Origin of the sequence: Pollutibacter soli, assembly GCA_029269725.1 — a bacterium.
GTDB lineage: Bacteria > Bacteroidota > Bacteroidia > Chitinophagales > Chitinophagaceae > Pollutibacter > Pollutibacter soli.
The window spans coordinates 31,596-49,128 of the sequence record JARJHS010000012.1 but is presented as its reverse complement, the minus strand read 5'-3'; the positions used below and the strand labels follow the sequence as shown (position 1 = coordinate 49,128).

The 17,533-nt window shown below is 39.0% G+C and carries 13 protein-coding genes; 3 read left to right on the top strand and 10 right to left on the bottom strand.

All coding sequences use genetic code 11. The features are described from left to right. Positions 1-134 precede the first annotated feature (134 nt). The 5 genes from P2W82_RS22300 to P2W82_RS22280 all read right to left on the bottom strand — a co-directional run bounded on the left by P2W82_RS22300 (position 135) and on the right by P2W82_RS22280 (position 6,736). A complete protein-coding gene (locus tag P2W82_RS22300) occupies positions 135-1,034 on the bottom strand; it encodes a hypothetical protein (RefSeq protein ID WP_336518167.1) in 900 nt (299 codons plus the stop codon). 489 nt (positions 1,035-1,523) lie between these two features. Beyond that, a complete protein-coding gene (locus P2W82_RS22295; protein WP_336518166.1) occupies positions 1,524-3,452 on the bottom strand; it encodes an ATP-dependent helicase in 1,929 nt (642 codons plus the stop codon). After that, positions 3,434-5,527, bottom strand: coding sequence for an ATP-dependent nuclease (locus P2W82_RS22290; RefSeq protein ID WP_336518165.1), 2,094 nt, complete (start codon positions 5,525-5,527; stop codon positions 3,434-3,436). The genes P2W82_RS22295 and P2W82_RS22290 overlap by 19 nt, the downstream gene beginning before the upstream one ends. A 454-nt stretch (positions 5,528-5,981) precedes the next feature. Next, positions 5,982-6,413, bottom strand: a complete 432-nt coding sequence (locus P2W82_RS22285) for a hypothetical protein (protein ID WP_336518164.1) — start codon at positions 6,411-6,413, stop codon at positions 5,982-5,984. Between the two features lie 14 nt (positions 6,414-6,427). Beyond that, on the bottom strand, positions 6,428-6,736 hold the full coding sequence (locus P2W82_RS22280) for a hypothetical protein (protein ID WP_336518163.1): 309 nt from the start codon (positions 6,734-6,736) through the stop codon (positions 6,428-6,430). Between the two features lie 203 nt (positions 6,737-6,939). Here P2W82_RS22280 and P2W82_RS22275 point away from each other — a divergent pair, with 203 nt between their 5' ends. Further along, positions 6,940-7,968: a hypothetical protein gene (locus tag P2W82_RS22275; protein ID WP_336518162.1), complete on the top strand. Its 1,029-nt coding sequence runs from the start codon at positions 6,940-6,942 to the stop codon at positions 7,966-7,968. Between the two features lie 194 nt (positions 7,969-8,162). Here P2W82_RS22275 and P2W82_RS22270 read toward each other — a convergent pair whose 3' ends face one another. Next, positions 8,163-10,340 carry a hypothetical protein gene (locus P2W82_RS22270; protein ID WP_336518161.1) on the bottom strand — a complete coding sequence of 726 codons (2,178 nt, stop codon included), beginning with the start codon at positions 10,338-10,340 and terminating at the stop codon, positions 8,163-8,165. Positions 10,341-11,431: 1,091 nt separating this feature from the next. Here P2W82_RS22270 and P2W82_RS22265 point away from each other — a divergent pair. Both P2W82_RS22265 and P2W82_RS22260 read left to right on the top strand, forming a co-directional pair. Continuing rightward, complete coding sequence (locus tag P2W82_RS22265; RefSeq protein ID WP_336518160.1) at positions 11,432-12,694, top strand: alpha/beta hydrolase; 1,263 nt, start codon at positions 11,432-11,434, stop codon at positions 12,692-12,694. Between the two features lie 677 nt (positions 12,695-13,371). Beyond that, positions 13,372-13,548 (top strand): hypothetical protein, encoded by a 177-nt coding sequence (locus P2W82_RS22260; protein ID WP_336518159.1) that lies wholly within the window; start codon positions 13,372-13,374, stop codon positions 13,546-13,548. 460 nt (positions 13,549-14,008) lie between these two features. Here the strand turns inward: P2W82_RS22260 and P2W82_RS22255 are convergent, their stop codons facing one another. The 4 genes from P2W82_RS22255 to P2W82_RS22240 all read right to left on the bottom strand — a co-directional run bounded on the left by P2W82_RS22255 (position 14,009) and on the right by P2W82_RS22240 (position 17,288). Then, positions 14,009-14,662: a DUF6064 family protein gene (locus P2W82_RS22255; protein WP_336518158.1), complete on the bottom strand. Its 654-nt coding sequence runs from the start codon at positions 14,660-14,662 to the stop codon at positions 14,009-14,011. 118 nt (positions 14,663-14,780) lie between these two features. Then, on the bottom strand, positions 14,781-15,146 hold the full coding sequence (locus P2W82_RS22250; protein ID WP_336518157.1) for a hypothetical protein: 366 nt from the start codon (positions 15,144-15,146) through the stop codon (positions 14,781-14,783). 205 nt (positions 15,147-15,351) lie between these two features. After that, positions 15,352-15,900, bottom strand: a complete 549-nt coding sequence (locus P2W82_RS22245; RefSeq protein ID WP_336518156.1) for a cupin domain-containing protein — start codon at positions 15,898-15,900, stop codon at positions 15,352-15,354. A 272-nt stretch (positions 15,901-16,172) separates the two neighbouring features. Further along, a complete protein-coding gene (locus P2W82_RS22240; RefSeq protein WP_336518155.1) occupies positions 16,173-17,288 on the bottom strand; it encodes a TlpA family protein disulfide reductase in 1,116 nt (371 codons plus the stop codon). Positions 17,289-17,533: the final 245 nt, after the last annotated feature.

Below are 17,533 nucleotides of genomic sequence, written 5' to 3'. Positions count from 1 at the left end.
AGAAAAATGATGTTGTATGCATATCCAAATGGCAAACAATTTCAAGTAAAAGGTGCTCAATTAAATATTGTCTTAATAATGTATACAATCAACATTTTTTGAGGTACAAGTTGGATCTTGGATTATTGTATTGTTTAAGGAAATTCAAGTGATACTTTTAATTTTCCATTGTCATACTCAATTCCAAAAGATTTAAAACTAATTGCAAATGAATTTCCATTTGAGCTAATCTTAAATGAAAAGCCGTTTGAACATTCCATTTCACCACTTACTGACCTCTCTTTTTCATTAGAACACATTTCTTTGATGTGACATCCTTCATTTTCAGCTTCTTCCATTTTTTTATTTAACTCTTCAAGAGTTACTTCCTTTAACTCGCCGTTTCGTTCTTTAAGAAAAATCTTAGATGGCGACGGAAGCGCTTTGCCGAACCTGATCTTTAGATACGTATCTAAATACATTTTTTTTCTCACCCGATAGCTTAAGTCCGTACCCCAACATATTCTCCTTTCATTGGTAAAACAATCCTCGTTTAAAAATTCATCAATCAAATTTTTTGTACTGGCGTTAATTTCACTAGTTACATTAGTATTATAACCTAATAATTTCAAAATACCCTTCATATCCGAAATCTCTTTTGCATCCATCGCATCGAGTGCTTTTATTATGGGTTCAGAACCCAAAGTCATTCCATGAAAAATAAAATTGCAAGTCACTTTTGACGACAACTCGGAAGGATTCCAATCCTTAGCTTGAATCGCTCGTTTATTTTCTATTGATAGCATCGTATTTGTCTTAATCAATTCACTCTTAAAGGTCAATTGTTTTTCGGGCGATAATTTTTTAAACTCAGAATCAAAAAAAGCATTTTCGCTTTTTAAGTAAGCATCCGAATAAAGATTTCTTTCACAGCTTATAAGAAATGTTGTATAAAGCTTAAGGAGGATAGACTGTTGTGCAATAGTTAGATTAGATATTATTGACAGAACAATCGATAAAATAACAACTCTTCTGACTTGAATATTTATTCTCATAAAAATATCGTTTACACTTTCGACGTTTTAACCACACAATTTATAACTGCATGTTTTGGGCAGAGATTTTCATCGTTTTCAACTCCTGTTTGAAAGGATTTTTTATATACTTATGGGCTTGAGATAACTCCTAAGAACAATAAATTCCCGCAAGCTGATAGCCAAATCTATTTTGTTACTCTTAGATCCAATAGTATCAACATTAAATCTCAACAATTCAAACCTGCATCGCAATAGATTCACGATAAAAGCTTTTCCATTAAATTAAATTTTATTGGTTCAAAAAACAACGGTGTTTACACCCTTTTTTCACAGGCATTTGAAAAAGGCTGCTTGCAGCCGGTGACGAGCAGGAGTGAACATTTGACGGCAAACGGGGATAGTATAAACCGGACATCAAGAAGACAGATTGAAATGGGATATGATTAATGATTATTAAACGCGCTTTATAAAAAGCCGATTTTGACTGTCATCTAGGAATAGAATGTCTTAAATGCTAATGACGTTTTCGTCGCCAAACCATTGTTTTGCTTTGTCGATAACTTGGACGCTCGGATTGTGAAAGAAAACGCACAGATTTTCCATTGCACGTGTGCAACAAACGTAAAATATCTTTTGTGTTCTTGCTAAAACAGATGGAGTACCTGAGTTCAAAAATAAATTGGCGAAGTTGTAATGATTCCATCCACCATTATCTAGTATAACTAAAATAGTATGGAATTCTGTTCCTTTCGTTTTATGCTGCGTTGAAAATGGTGTGTGCCCTTCAAGATAATCGTATAATTTTTGAAACTCTTTATACTTCACCTCCTTTACTCGATCATAAACATACTTTTTGTCTCGCATAAATCTTTCAAGAGGTTCATCAATCAGGCAAATACCAAGCTCATGAGCTTCATTGATTACTTCTTCAATAGTTTTGTCACCAACATTCATAAGTGTTTCAATATTCCGCTTTAATTTCCTCTTGTCTTCAATACTTGTGATCTGTGTTCGAAAATCCGTAGCCCTTAAAAACTCGTTATATTGCTTATTGGTGTATAGATCTATATTGGTTTGAATTTTAAAAAGATGTTTTATCAGGTTATCTCTTTTGGATCCCTTTCGGCTTTCCTCCTCTTGCGATTGTTTTTTATCATCAATGAGTTGATCCTTATCGACATAAATTTTTAGAAACGCTGCATAGTTGTAAGCCAACGCAATATTAAATAGAGCAGTGTGCCCATTAATAAACGTCTGCATTCCTGCTGTTGGATTTATTGGAGTAAGTGCAGCTCCTGACTTTCCCTGCTTTAGAATGTCTATGACTTCGCCAAAAGTATTCGCGGAAAAATCGTCGGTAATGCCTTTGTCTTTTATGTATTTTTTTATCCGGTTTCTGTAGCTCAAAATTTGATCTCTGTCGTAAATATCCATTAGTGTCCGAAACTCCGCCTTATCTGCAATTAAATTATGTGTTAAATTGAGTTCCTTTGTTTTGGCGGGGTCATCAATCGGCCAGGATAAAGTATTTTTGAGGTAATCCTTAACCCGCTTGAAATCATCATTTGCTGAATGAATAAATTTTATATTTCCTTGTTTGACGACGCCAGCAATCATATTCGGAGCTGCGGGATCAGCTGAAGGAATCTGCGTAATTCCATCTGTCCTTAACAAGTTGGCGAGAGAAATAACTTTTTCGGGGTTTCTGCGATTTTGTGTTTTCTTTATTTCGGCTACCTGATCATCGTTATCGCCTTTGTAAAAATCAAGATTTCCGATACCATCATCGTAGATCGATTGCATTGCATCTCCAAAGAAGCCGATTACATTTTTTTTGTCGCTTTTTTTGAAGTGTTCTAAAAATATCTGAATAACTAAACTGTTAGTGTCTTGATATTCGTCTATGAAAATATATTTGAACTTATCCTTTAATATTTTGCTGATTTTAGGATATTTTTCGAAGAGTTTATTTGCCAGGATTAAAAGCTCATCGTGTGAAATGATACCCTCTTTCAGCCTCAAAAATTCCTTATATTGAATTCCATCTGGTTGGGCATTGAAATAATCTTCAGGAATATGATCCCCGTCGTCAATTTGTATTCTTTTCTCATCGGGATCGTTTGCCAATCCTATAAGACATGATTTTAACTCTTTTTGAAAATGCTGGATGTTATCCCAAAGGAAATCATGGATTGTTGAAACTGTAAGGTTTTTATGATCTACCCGTTGTTCTATTTCCCTTACGGCTGCATTAGTATACGTCATGCAGGCGACTTTAACCTCTGGGTGCTCAGTTAAAACCTGTTTGATAACCTGCACAAGCGAATAAGTTTTCCCGCTGCCGGCTCCGCCACTTAATAGGAAGTTGCGTCCGGCGTCTATCTTTTCAAGAACGCTCTGGACTTCCGTTTCGAGAGTTAATCTTTTTTGAGCCATAGTAAGCCTTCTTTTATGTAAGACGGAATTCTCCAATTGCTAAAAATCCGGTCACTATGATAGATGATGTCCAACGCAAAGTGGGTTTTCTTCTTTATACAATTTGCTGCAAGAGCATAAGATTGTATTGTAGGATCATCAAAATCATCCCTGTTTTGTAAGGCTTTAAAATCGTTTTTCAGAGGCCTTATGAAATCCCGATTAATTTGGATAAAGCCATCTTCAAAGCTTCTGGCATTATATCCATCCTCTAAGGTCTGATATGCAACACATACCTTTCCATCACTGTTTGTGGTCCATGTTCCAGCAGCTTTATCGAAACACTTGTTTGTAAGTGTGTAGCCTTTCAGATCATCAAGGCTTACGGCACCATAAAAAAATGAAATGGCCTCGTTCGAATATGACACCCCGGCTGAAACTTCACATTTTTTTCCCTCACCATCAACAGCATCTAGATCTGTTATGATTAACGTCTTTATTCCTAGGAAATCTATAAAACGTTCAAATATGTGACAATAAGCCCCAACTTCAACAATAGAAATATTTTGAGATAGTAAAGGCAAATTCGGGTCTGTTTCACCCGCATCTTTTATTCTTTTTTGTTCCTCAATGTCGATCTTACGCATTATCGTAGGAATAAGAATTCTTTCAGTGTCCCCTTCAATCAGAATAGCCTTGTCTGCAAAAAATATTTCAGCTCTACTAATTGTCAGGTACTGTTTCAAAAATTGATACTGGGTAGTCTCTTCGTCGTACTCTTTTCTTAAGTCTTTAAGATTTCTTGCAGTAACTCCGTCGTTATTTTCCCGTTTTAAATATTTAATATCGGCGAAATCACTATCAGCGACTATATGTGATGAGTGCGTCGTGATGATATATTGTAAGTTCCGACTTTGCCCATCACTTCTTACCACTCCTTCTTTCAACAAATGTTTGATGTTTTTGATGAAAACGTACTGCATTTGAGGATGGGTATGCGCTTCCGGCTCTTCAATGAAAAGTAAATTTATGTCTGCCGGGATCCGTTCCTTTTCACGTTTGAACTCATGTACCAGTATCTCTATCTCGAAAATCATACTGATCAGGTTCATATAGCCTAACCCGTTGTAGTTTTCTGGAAGTTGATTATCTGTATCGTGCCTGTAAACAACCGTGGTATTACCTTCCAATAATTCTCGGTGTTGAAGAGTTGAAATGATTTCGATGTCAGAGTCATTCTTTTTAATTCCGCCGAAGCTTTTTACTTTATCGATAATCTCTCTGAAGAGACTTGAATAGATGGTGCTTAAAGTAACATCAGTATTTGTCAGGGTATCTTTAAACTTCTCAACAGCTTGGGACCGGTCCTCATTCTCTTCAGTTTTCTTATAAATCTTTGAAGTCTGGCCAGATAAAGTTTTATCATATTCTTTATTCGTTACATCGCGTCTCGCGCTTATGAATTTAAAATTTATAATGTCCTTAATGCTGATTTCTTCTTTAAGGAGATCAATGAAACTTGCCTCATTGATCAACCTAGTCGACTTGTCAAACTCGTACGATTTTCGGCTGTGTCGAAAATACTTGTGGTGGTTGCTTTTTAAAAAGTCGAAAACATCTAGCGGCTTATAATTAGCGTCTTCGGCAACTTTAGCGGCTTCCCTTGCTTTAAATGTGCGATAATCTTCTTTAAGATTCTTGTAAGACACAAAATCAAGTAAATACTCAAAGCCAAGAACAATTACGTTATTCTCAGGATCGAGGTCCATCATAACCCGGCTAACGTTGGCCAGATTATCTGCTTCTGTATATTCTATGAAAAGCTTTAGTGACATATGGGTAACCTCATAATCGGCCTCGCTTAAATCATCGGCTTGATTGATGAGAGCTTTCAATGAATTTTTGAAAACTATATTAAAGTCATCAAAGGTGAATTTATTTTTTTCGGATTGATTTAGAAACTTTTCTAGAGAAGATAATATTGATGTTTTGCCGGTATTATTCTTCCCGATAACAAGGGACAATTCGTCCTCCAAATCGACCGAGAAGTTTCTCAGAAGACGGTAGTTGGTGATTTCAATTTTGAAAATTTTCATGTTGGCTCGCTTAACGGTTAAGAGTTGTTAATCATCAAAATTAATCTTGGTAAGACAGATAATCAATTTCTAATTTCCATTATCTATAAGGGTTCCAATTTTAAAAAAGACAGACTAAAGCTCTAAAGCCTTGGTATTGTGATCTTCACTTTTCTAATTGCGGCATCAAGGGCATCATCTGCATCTTTGTGTATATAAGGTTTGCCTGATATCCTACTGTTGTCTTGAGGTCTGAATGCTTATACTTACTAAAAAATAGAAGTCAACGACCTCGGCCTTGCGCAGTTGAGTAATTTCATGTTCCGTCTGCCTGGAACGTTAACAGAGTAAAGTTATGCTGTCGTGTTATATTCCAAAGTCGATCCATGTTCCTATCGCCTGAACCACAGCTCATCTGTGTAACCATCGATCAGTACATATTCCCGTGATTTTGGGAGGCCGATGTTGTGTGCCGTTAAATATTATGAATTTTCAGTTCCTTTGCATCAATATCATATTCCCAAATTTCAACATTCTCTGGAATAAGATGACGGTAAGTTCTGAAATAGTAGTCTGCTAATGTTTCCCTCCTATTGTCACAAATACTTTTTTTAACGAAAAGAATATTTGTATAATCTTTTGGTGTTAACATGAAATAAAGCATTGCTTCATTCCAAATAGTCATTTTTGCACTTGGCGAATTTCCTACAGATGTCCAAGCATGATGTTTACATTCCACTAAAATCTTCTCATCGATATTGCCAAGATCAAACTTGTGTTTCTTCTTATTTTTAGATACACCAACTTCGACAACAACATCCTTTAATAGCTTTAAGCCTTTCTGAGAAGAAATTACAGTCTTCGCTATCTCTTCAAAATTCAACCCTTGGTGCTTTGTCGAACTCATAATTTAAAAAAGTTCTAACCTTGTGTATACTCAACATTTATTTCTGTACTTGCCCAATTATCTAACAAAACTTTAAGCGCTAACCCACAGTTAAAATCATCTCTCTCAAATATAAATATCATTCGACTCGACCTAATATAGTTCCTTTCGGCCTCAAAAGAATCTGAAATATGTCTTTTCATTATCGCCTTATCACCAAAATCATTTTGTTTATTAAAGGTTGAAAGTGGTATTACTATCAAATTCGGCATCGGGTATAATGTTCCCATTTCATTTGCTACACTAACTTTTTCAGCCGAATTTCCAGCCTGATCATTCGGCATATTTCGCAATATATGCGCAAAAACATTAAAAATTGAGGCCACAATTGCGAAATACGGTTATGGTTGAGTGGGTGGAGTGAGACTCATAATTCACCTCATTGTATTTCGTCATACTTTACAATTTTGGAAAAATGTAAAAGATTTTAGAGTATTGCAAAGTTATTACGAGGATAAAGTTAACCTACTTATCAAACACCAAACCAATGCCAAGACGCCCAAAAAAACCGAAAATAAAAAAATCAACAACCGAAATTTTGCCATCTCAGGTATCTAACTCAAACCCAGATTATAACAACTTAAGCGCGGATAATTTTGAGAATTTACTGGCTGAGTTTTGTAAGCAAGATCTCCCTGAAGGTTTTAATATAGAAGTAAAAAGAGAAGTTTTAGGTAATGAAAGTGGAGTATTACGAGAAATTGATGTAGAATTAACCGGGCGCGTTGGTATGCTTTCACTTTTCATTTGTGGTGAAGCTAAGAATTGGAGCGATCCTGTTGACATACAAGTTATTGACGCGGCTCTAGGAAAATATAAAATGGGCGAAGTTCGTGCAGATAAAGTATTTCTTTTCTCAAAAAACGGCTATTCTGCCGCAGCAAAAGAGAGAGCTTTATTAAATAAATTTGAGCTTTTGCAACCAGAAACTCTTGGAAAGCCAATTGTACTTCTGGCACATATGCTGGGGTACGCCGAAATTAAATATAGGGACTTCAAAGTTTTCAGCCGAACCAAACAGGATATTAAAATCTCGGTCGAACCCAAAGACTATACTATAATAGTTGAAGGAAATCGCTATTCCTGTTTCGACTTTTTTTTCAAAAAGATATTAGAGTCATATCGCCGTGATATACATAAGGTAGCTACGGCTTTTCCGGATATATTGACTATCGAACAAGCAAATGTTCAATATGAAATAGCTCAGGCTCCTGGGGAAAGATATATTGCAAATTTTGAAGTTTCATTCGAAACTGGGTGGACTATTCTGTATTCAACATTACCAACAGGAAGAATACTACATATCAATAAAAATGAAGTTCGAAATGTTCACTTGAACGGATTAAAACATAGTGAAATTGCAGATAGTATTCGTAATTCACCTACAGTAGTTCAGTTTTTAAGCGAAGCCCAGATCGAAGAAAAACTAAAGGCTACGGGAGGTTTTTGTTTTTTTCTCAGATATCTTGCGAAACATAATGACAATGGAGACACAGTCCTCTATTTCCTCGAATAGCCATCGCAAAAACCTCCGTCGTTTGTGACTGATAAAATAAAAAGTCCATCAGACGAATCCGCTAAAAAAGGATCGATATAACCAAAAAAAACAGTTTCAGTGCTTTGGGTTGTAAAACACCCTTTAATTAAAAGTTTGAAAGAAATTTTGAATACGCCTCTGCATCACAAAAACTTCTTAGCATCGGCATAATTCTACCTCGCCAACGGATCCGGCCTCATCTGAAACTTGAAAACCTTACTCGGCGTCCCCTTTCCACCTTCCATATGAAAAGGTGCCCTTGTACTTATAGTCGCCCATAATCCCCGGCCTTTCCATCCGGCATTGGGATCGTCAATCCGCCCGTCCATCCACTTGGTATAAAATCCCAACGGGTAGGGTACACGAAGTACCACCCACTTCCCATCCTTCAACGCTAAGAGAGCTTCAGATTCATTGCCCGTGTTGATAGGTGTATTTTCTCCCAGTCCAGATGTGTTGAACTGGTCCACCCAGGTATAGTAGCTGGACTCCGCACTGCCTGGAATATTCAGACCTTTGAATTGTGGAAGCGGCTCTGTGTAAAAGGTCCAGCCTTCGGCACAATGCTGACCTGTAGCTGTTGGCCCGTTCCGTGTTTTGCATTTTCTGGGATCAAAGCTGGCCAGGTGTCCACTGGCGAGTGCCACCCAGGCCACTCCATTACGGTCTACATCCATGCCCCGCGGAGAAAATCCCTCAATGGGTTCACCCTTTTCATTCAATGGAAGTTCAAAATATTCTGCAAGCGCCGTTTCCGTAGGATTGCTTCCCGGATTTAACCGGACTAACGCACCCGGATAACCGAGACTCGATCCCCATACAGAACCATCAGGGGCAGGTGAACACGCATATAAACCTTTGGTGATTCTTTTGTCTTTCTTTGGATCATCCGGTGCATCAGGCTCCGTGTATGCATCACGTTTACCATTGCCATTGAAATCAAGAATAATCGGGGTCCAGCCCTGCGCTTCTTTTTCATCTCCTGTCTCCAGGTATTTTTTCGTGTCAAACCAACCGATCACCTGTCCCCCACCGCTGGTCCAGAGCGTGTTGTTTGCATCTTCAGCAAACATGAGGTGATGCGTACTGAAACAGGTATTTATGGGAGTGTATTTCTTTGTCTTTGGGTCATAGACACCGAGTTGCCTGTATGATTTATCAACAGGAAAAGCTTTTGCGGAAGGATGATCAGAACCTTCCCTGCAGAAATCAGGATTGTCTGTTGGCCGGACGGTTGTCGTGATCCAGACACGCCCTTCCTTATCAAACATGGGATTGTGCACATTCGTCTTGCTGTTCCAGATCGCCGTGTCGCCCCAGTAGGCCGACCGTTGCACTACATCGCCTGATGCCGATGGCGTATTGGGGTCAAGAACAGAAAGCGGCACCTGGCTGATTTGATTGGACATTGGATCAAGCACAGGAAGGTAGTCGGTACTCAACTCCGTAGCACCGTATACGGGACCGTTAGCATTTATTGTCGGGTCTCTTCGGTCGGTTGATACCACATCGTGCAAATAAGCTTTTGGATCGGCCCAGTCCCACTGTGAGATCACCACATTGCGTTCGACTCCCTGCGGCCGTTGTGGTTTTGATGGAAGTTCGCCCTGTGCAATGCGATCTGTCCAGTCGGCGAACATGCCTAACATCTGTTCACGACCAAAAGTCATCATGCTGCTGGTCATTTGTCCGCCCGCCTGGCCTGATTGTAATCTTCTCTCCCATGCCATCATCGAACTGGTAAATTTTCCAAGTGAAGACGGCAACTCACGCGTTCCTTTAGTGCCCAGCGCGTGGCATGCAAGGCAGGTACCCGACTTGATACTCCGGAGAAAATCAGCCTGCACTTTGATGTTTGGAGAGATCCCGTTACCATCAGGTCCGGTACCTGGAAATTTGCTTTTATCGGGAACATTCAGCAGCGAGAACCAATACCCTGCAGGATAATATTGTGCAGCTTCTTTTTCCGAAGGAGCAATGACGGCAGTAAGATCGATATTACTCCCGGGTTTTGCATCTTTCTTTTCTGAATCAATTAGTCCATAACCACGGACCCAGATCTTATAATTGGCTGCCGGAAGTTCTGGGATCAAATACTGCCCGGAGTCGTTGGTCACTACAATTTTCGCAAAGCGTGTAGGCAGGTCGTAGGTTTCGGCAATTACCCACACGCCGGCTTCGGGTCCATTGGGTCCTGTAACGGTTCCGCCGATGTCGTTGGTTCCTGTGCTGACTTCTTTGGTTTCCGTTTTGCACGTCGCTATTAGTACTGAAGAAATCAGGACGAACATAACAGGAAAAAGATAGGATGTAGCTTTTTTTACAAATGGCAGGCTTTGATTTTTTTTCATACCGTTGACGGTTTACAATCGTTGCGTGTAATTGTAGTTCAACTAATATACAAAAGTTGAGGCGAATTAGGTTTGATCAGCTCATTGATTTGCGCTGACACATCAGCGGTCATCTGCGGAAAATGATGGTTATATCTTAAATGCTTCTACTGATTATAAACCGGATAGCAAACAACCTTTTATTTCACTGGAGTTTTCCCGCTGATTTTCGCAGATTGAATACACGCTGATCACGCAGAAGAATCTGCGATCATCTGCGGGAAATGATGGTTGTATTTTAAATGCTTCTACTGATTATAAACCGGATAGCAAACAACCTTTTATTTCACTGGAGTTTTCCCGCTGATTTTCGCAGATGGAATACACGCTGATCGCGCAGAAAAATCTGCGATCATCTGCGTGCCTTTCAATCTGCGCCATCTGCGGGAAATGATGGTTATATCTTAAATGTTTCTACTGATTATAAACCGGATAGCAAACAACCTTTTATTTCACCGGAGTTTTCCCGCTGATTTTCGCAGATGGAATACACGCTGATCGCGCAGAAGAATCTGCGATCATCTTCGGGAAATGATGGTTGTATTTTAAATGCTTCTACTGATTATAAACCGGATAGCAAACAACCTTTAATTTCACTGGAGTTTTCCCGCTGATTTTCGCAGATGGAATACGCGCTGATCACGCAGAAGAATCTGCGATCATCTGCGGGAAATGATGATTGTATTTAAATGCTTTTACTGATTATAAACCGGATAGCAAACAAACTTTTATTTCACTGGAGTTTTCCCGCTGATTTTCGCAGATGGAATACACGCTGATCACGCAGAACATCAGCGGCCATCTGCGTGCCTTTTAATCTGCGGTCATCTGCGGGAAATTCGTTTTGTAATAAACGCTTTTACTGACTATAAAGCAGAAAACTTAACTATGCGAAAAACAAAGTAAAAAGCAATTGCTTCCTGCTGATCACAACCCCACTGGCGTGAATGCAATTTTAATACGAAATTGGCTCTCAAAACAACGTGTTGCACTTACACCTGGTACATCAACTGAAGCTATATTACAGAAAGCTCACACGTATTTAAAAAACTATGAAGCATAACAGCATTACAACGCCACCAGCTAATGAAAAAGCTTACCAACTCCTTCAGCAATTGCAAACGCCCGTGTCTGTTGGTTGTCGATTTGCAGCAAACAGAACAACGCTGTTTTTTTGTCTTTTACTTTTTTCCACCCATCTTTCCGCGCAATTCAATGTTATCATACATCTGCGCTCCACTCCCGAAAAACATAAGAACGATACAGTATATATGGCAGGTTCCTTCAACGGATGGAAACCAGATGATGATGACTACAAAATCCCTGGTAATTCGGTTGTACTAAAATTAAATCCAGGCAGTTACCAGTTCAAGTTTACGCGAGGCAGCTGGTCCAAAGTGGAATCTAATGCAGACGGGACTGACACACGCAATCGTTCGATACAAATCAACAGTGATACGGCTCTTGATTTTTCGATTGCCGCATGGAAGGATGATTTCGTTGTTGCTGAAAGAAAACATACCGCTTCCCGTAATGTGCAGTTGATTGCAGAAAAATTTGACATGCCATCGCTGCACAAACAAAAAAGCATCTGGGTTTATCTGCCACCCGGTTATGAAAAAAGTAAACAACGATACCCTGTCATGTATATGCAGGATGGTCAGAATGTATTTGATGAATACACTGCATTTTCCGGAGAATGGGGCGTGGATGAATGCCTGGATTCTTTGATAGAAAATGGAAAACCCGGATGCATTGTAGTCGCCATAGAAAACGGGCAAAATGAAAGAATGAGCGAATACAATCCTTTTGCATTCACCTACAAAAGCGAAAAAGATTCCATCACGTTTCCACCAAAAGCAAATGAATATTTAAGTGACATTGTCAACACACTGAAGCCATTTATTGATAAACAATTCCGCACGCTGACTTCAAAAGAGAATACCATCATCGCCGGTTCATCCATGGGAGGATTGATCTCCTGGTACGCGGCAATCAAATATCCCGATGTGTTTGGCAAGGCCGGAGTTTTCTCCCCTGCATTCTGGACAGCCAGCGGTATTGATTCACTGACTGATGCAAACATGGATAAGCTCAGGGGAAAATATTTTTTCTATATCGGTGGAAAGGAAGGAGAACCCCATATGGAAAACATGAAACGTATTTATGAAAAGGTTGGAAAAAATTCTTCTGTACAGAGCTATTCACTCATTGACCCTGAAGCTGCGCATAACGAAAAGTACTGGCGTAAATGGTTTGGTGAATTTTATCAGTGGATAATGACTGATGGATACAGGGTAGTTCAGGCCCGCTGATAAAGATTATTCAACGTTAATTCTTCGCTACATCGTCGCGCCCTGTTTGTAGCAAACGCAAATGAACCTGAAAAGAACGTATCGCTCCGTAGGAGCGTCCTGAAACCTGTATCAGGTTGAATCTTAGATTCATTTCTCTACAATCAATCGATTCCTCAAAAACTATTTCATTCGTTCCATCTTACAGGACGCTCCTAACGGAGCGACAATTCGAACTCCACGCGCCATCCTTGCTACAAACAGGACGCTCCTATGGAGCGAAAGGCAACAACCGGATCAACTTTCATGACGTTCATTACGCGTCGAAAACGGGAAATTTATTTAGAACAGTGCAAAGATTTTCGGCCATTGCGCATAAAAGGTTTACATGTGAAACCAGATTGCTTCGTAGAATCAGTATCCCATATGAATTGAATTCGAAGCATAAGGCTTTATTATAATGGTCTGCTCATGAACACGATTGAGCGTTATTTTTCCGCTCCATCGGAGCGCCCGGTTTGTAGCAAACGCCAATGAACCTGAAAAGAACGTATCGCTCCGTAGGAGCGTCCTGAAACCTGTATCAGGTTGAATCTTAGATTCATTTATGTACAATCAATCGATTCCTCAAAAACTATTTCATTCGTTTCATCTTACAGGACGCTCCTAACAGAGCGACAAATCAAACTCTACGAGCCATGCTTGCTACAAACAGGATGCTTCTACGGAGCAAAAGGCGACAGCCAGGGCAGGCGGCGTTGTTCGTTTTTCGTTATTCGTTGTTCGGTGATGATACGGGATTTGCAGCAATGGAGAATAAAATTTCGATGCTGCATAAAGATAAAAAAGATGACGAGACGCAAATGACTAAATAGATAAGGTTAGGTTGGATATGCAGATGCCCGATGAACGAAAAGTTGAAACACGGCTACGTCAGCCTGCATTTTGGAAATACTTTTGTTAGCCGCACACTTGGTTTTTGTAATCACAAGGTTAGTACATGAGAGAATAATGTGCCTTACCCTGTAACTGCCGTAAAACTTCCGGATGTCATTTGCAGTTTCTTTTGGTATTTCCCATTTGGAAAAATATCCGTCGGTACACTGTAAAAGCACCCAGTCCATGCTTTTAGTGCAGCGATAGTAATTCCCCTTTCCAGGGCTTACTGATAGCTACCAAACGTCTGTGAATTTGATATGAACATCGCTTTCGGTACGTTCGGGCTGGCGTCCAGCCCGGACTGCAGATCATATCCGAACGGGACGATCATGATATATGCTTCAGCCAACCTGGCAGAAAACCCTGTGTTAGCAGTTGGTGCTTCTTTTTAAAATTTTATTTACCGGGGCCATAAGTTAGTCTTCTGTCCTTTATTGCAATTATTATTATGCCTGCTATTCCTGCAATGAGCAGACCGGTATCTTCACGAATTCCAAGTTGCAGTGCGGCAAAAAAACCGATGATTGACCAGATAAAAGGAATAACCAGAATTCCTATCGGTGTTTTCTTGTCAAGCCACATGAGTATTCCAAACGTGAAAATAGTTGTCGGACATGGTAAGCCAAATGTTGGTGAGCCTGGATAAATGTGTCCAAATGCGTGACCTAAGAAAGGGTAAATAAGTAAAGCGAATGTTACCAATAAAAGCCCAGCCCAGCCAAATTTGTCAAAACGAAATGTATAACACAATTTATTTTTTAAAACTCCCTGATAAAAAAACAGTAATCCTTGCAGAATAAAAGCTCCTCCGAAGACATAAGCAGCTTTATTTATTCGGGCAAAATAAAGTAAATGATAAACAATACCCATCCATAGCCAAAAAAAAGAAAGAATAACATTTATTACCTTATCTGCATTTGCTGACTTCTGTATTGAAATAAAAATTACAGTCAAGCCAAGAATATTAAAGACAATCTGCATTGGGAAGACATATTGATTATAGTTTTTAAATACGTCTATAAATTGTTCAACTGTAAAGGGCAGTTTCATTTTCTGAGTGTCATTAATATTAAAAAGGTAATGTTAATGCAACATTTAGAAAGATTAACTGATGCATAGCAAAATAAGAAATGACATTGATCAGTTCCAGCCTATATATTTAAGTGTATTACTGAATAGCATGACCGTTAACGCCAACGCCATGCGCAGTACGAGTTAACTCAGCCGTCCAGGATCCTTGAGTATTTTTTAAAATCACTATTTGGTTTTCGAAAGCCATACTGTGCCCTAGCCAAATTCTGATCTGCACTGAATCGAATCCATTCTTTATTAAATCGAGCCCTAACTCATTGGAGAACTTATTATACACATTGTACATATAATCTGCCTGACCTTTAGTCGCGCCGGATTGCTCAATTGGAATCTCTCTAATGAATTTTGAATTATAGTCACTAGCCGCGTCATACTCGTTGGTATTGCAGCCATAAAAAACTAATAGTAAAAATTGAAAAATATAAAATTGAAGTCTCTGCATAGTGCACAACGTTAAAGCATTGGCGATGTGGCGGAATTCTTTGTCCCGTCGGTCCGGTGCCGCTGCTGATTAAAAATACAAAAGCCCATTGTTTATTCTGCAGCCCGGCGTTATTCGTCGCACTGGAGCCGAAGCTGATTAAGGATTAATAGCTAATTGCTCTTCCGTCGTCCGCCCTAGCGCCAATGCGGTGTTAGCGGCAACTTCAATCCTTATAAATCATCCCCCACCTTTTGGCAATTGCCCTTCTTTCTTCCATGGTTTTTGGGATAAAAGGTTGGTCGAAAGGTGATCCTACTTCTCTAAAATAACCTTCAAATCCTGATGGTGAGTAGCCGAAACGTACTTCTGTATTTCCATTACTGATATTTTGCCAGCCATGCCAAACTCCCTTTGGTATTAGGATCACTGCTCCTTCACTAACTTCGTATTGTTTTTCACCAAGAGTAACTATGCCAGACCCTTTATGAAAAAAAAGGAATTCATCTTCATTCATGTGTTTATGAACAGGTGCCCCATCGCCAGGTCTGACCGATTCAGATAAAAAACAAATAGATTGTGATCCCTGTGCTTTTGCTATTTTAATCCTTACAATGGCTGTGCCATCCCTTATCCTTATTTTTTCACCTTCTGCATCATTTACTACCAATCCGCCAAAGTCAGATGTAGCGTTTGAAAGTGCATGTACTGGAAAGGTGAATAAAGATAGAAGCCCCATACTACTTTGTCCAATGAATTTTCTTCGTGATTTCATTGCCGCTTAATTTAATATTTTAATATAAGAAAGTGAGTTCTAAATTGCCTTGCTTAGTACGGGAATTCCATGTTCTGTCTGCCCGGGACCCCGATAGTTATCGGGGCTGAGTAAAGATATATTGTCGATGTTATACTTGCCTGCCGGCAGGCAGGTTCCAAAAGCCGATCTGTGTTCATGTTCGCTGTAACTACAGTTCATCTGTGTTTATGTCGATCAGGGTAAATTCTTCAGCCCGTATTGCGTCACAAGCAACTATGTTAGCGCCAGTTTTACAGCTCCCTAATGACAAGTAGAAGCTTTTGTAAATCGCCATCATCACTTTCTGATTTAGAGTAAATAATCTTTCCCGTTTTATCAACCAAATACACCTGTGGAATACCATTTGGATCTCCATAGGCTTTTTCAACTCGAGGATCATTTATGATATTCGTCCAATTCATTTGCTGCTTCTGTATAACCTGTTTACATTTTTCAAAATTACGATCTAGAGAAATAGAAATTATCTCTACTCCTTTACCTGAATACATCCTGAATATTGAATCAATCACAGGCATTTCTGCCATACATGGCTCGCACCAGGTAGCCCAAAAATTTAAAATGACATATTTTTCTCCTATAAATTTTGAAAGATCAATTTTTCTGCCGTTGTAGTCATGTGATATGAACAATGGTGCCTGTTTTCCAACAAAAGTGCTTTGTCTTTCATTTAATGCACTTATAATTTGTTTTGCTTCGGGAGTTTTAGAAAATCTACTTGCAAAATGCGAAGCATAAACATTTAATAAAGTATCCTTGTCATAATTAGTATCATAAATAAAATCATCTTTGAACATCCATAAAGAGTAAAATGACTGATCAGATTTAACAAAATCCCACTTCCTTTTCTTAAGATTTGAGAGAAGATCATAGTATTTGTTGTAAATCGCAACACTATCATTCAAATATGCGCCATTCCATAATAAGTAGTTTTTAATACTATCCAATTCTGTTTTTGCATACTCGTTAAATCTACTTTCCCCAAAATCTAACATGCTTACTGCATTAAGTAATTTATCCTCGGAGAAATCAGATCTGTTGGCAAATGTAATTTTGGCGTTTTTCTTAAGTATTACATAATTCTTAAAAACTTTATCGCTATTACCTTCGGAACCAGAAGTAATTAAAATAATAGGATATGACAAATTTGAATTCCCGTTAACCCTAACAGTGTGATTTAAAGTATCCACAAAAACATCTCGGTACTTAAGTCCATCGTGATAACTAACGGTAACGGTTTTCAAATCAATAGAAAATGGAAATTCGATTTGTACATTGAATTTTGTTTGAGAAGCTGATGTATACCCCAAAAACAGTATTGCAAATAGAATCGCAGTTCTAAACTTCAAAATAGAAAAATAATTGGTTAAACAATATTGCTGATTCAAAAACTGGCGCTAACGTCCACAGCCTTGCGTTCGGCAGGGCATTTGGAAAACGTCCAGCCCGGAACTGAAGCCGGTTAAAGGTACAAAAGTTGAAAATATATTCTGTTGCTCATCCGTGGTTGGTCAGCCAGATATGAAGCTGATAGTAGCACTAAAATGAGGATATATTAGTCGCCCCCTGCTGACGCAAAACTGCATGTTAGCGC

What these genes read in the sequence shown, in the direction of transcription:
- P2W82_RS22280 (WP_336518163.1), bottom strand. Translation starts at nt 6,736, where the DNA reads ATGCCGAATGATCAGGCTGGAAATTCGGCTGAAAAAGTTAGTGTAGCA.
- P2W82_RS22265 (WP_336518160.1), top strand. Translation starts at nt 11,432, where the DNA reads ATGAAGCATAACAGCATTACAACGCCACCAGCTAATGAAAAAGCTTAC.
- P2W82_RS22255 (WP_336518158.1), bottom strand. Translation starts at nt 14,662, where the DNA reads ATGAAACTGCCCTTTACAGTTGAACAATTTATAGACGTATTTAAAAAC.
- P2W82_RS22245 (WP_336518156.1), bottom strand. Translation starts at nt 15,900, where the DNA reads ATGAAATCACGAAGAAAATTCATTGGACAAAGTAGTATGGGGCTTCTA.
- P2W82_RS22290 (WP_336518165.1), bottom strand. Translation starts at nt 5,527, where the DNA reads ATGAAAATTTTCAAAATTGAAATCACCAACTACCGTCTTCTGAGAAAC.
- P2W82_RS22285 (WP_336518164.1), bottom strand. Translation starts at nt 6,413, where the DNA reads ATGAGTTCGACAAAGCACCAAGGGTTGAATTTTGAAGAGATAGCGAAG.
- P2W82_RS22295 (WP_336518166.1), bottom strand. Translation starts at nt 3,452, where the DNA reads ATGGCTCAAAAAAGATTAACTCTCGAAACGGAAGTCCAGAGCGTTCTT.
- P2W82_RS22250 (WP_336518157.1), bottom strand. Translation starts at nt 15,146, where the DNA reads ATGCAGAGACTTCAATTTTATATTTTTCAATTTTTACTATTAGTTTTT.
- P2W82_RS22275 (WP_336518162.1), top strand. Translation starts at nt 6,940, where the DNA reads ATGCCAAGACGCCCAAAAAAACCGAAAATAAAAAAATCAACAACCGAA.
- P2W82_RS22300 (WP_336518167.1), bottom strand. Translation starts at nt 1,034, where the DNA reads ATGAGAATAAATATTCAAGTCAGAAGAGTTGTTATTTTATCGATTGTT.
- P2W82_RS22260 (WP_336518159.1), top strand. Translation starts at nt 13,372, where the DNA reads ATGCTTGCTACAAACAGGATGCTTCTACGGAGCAAAAGGCGACAGCCA.
- P2W82_RS22270 (WP_336518161.1), bottom strand. Translation starts at nt 10,340, where the DNA reads ATGAAAAAAAATCAAAGCCTGCCATTTGTAAAAAAAGCTACATCCTAT.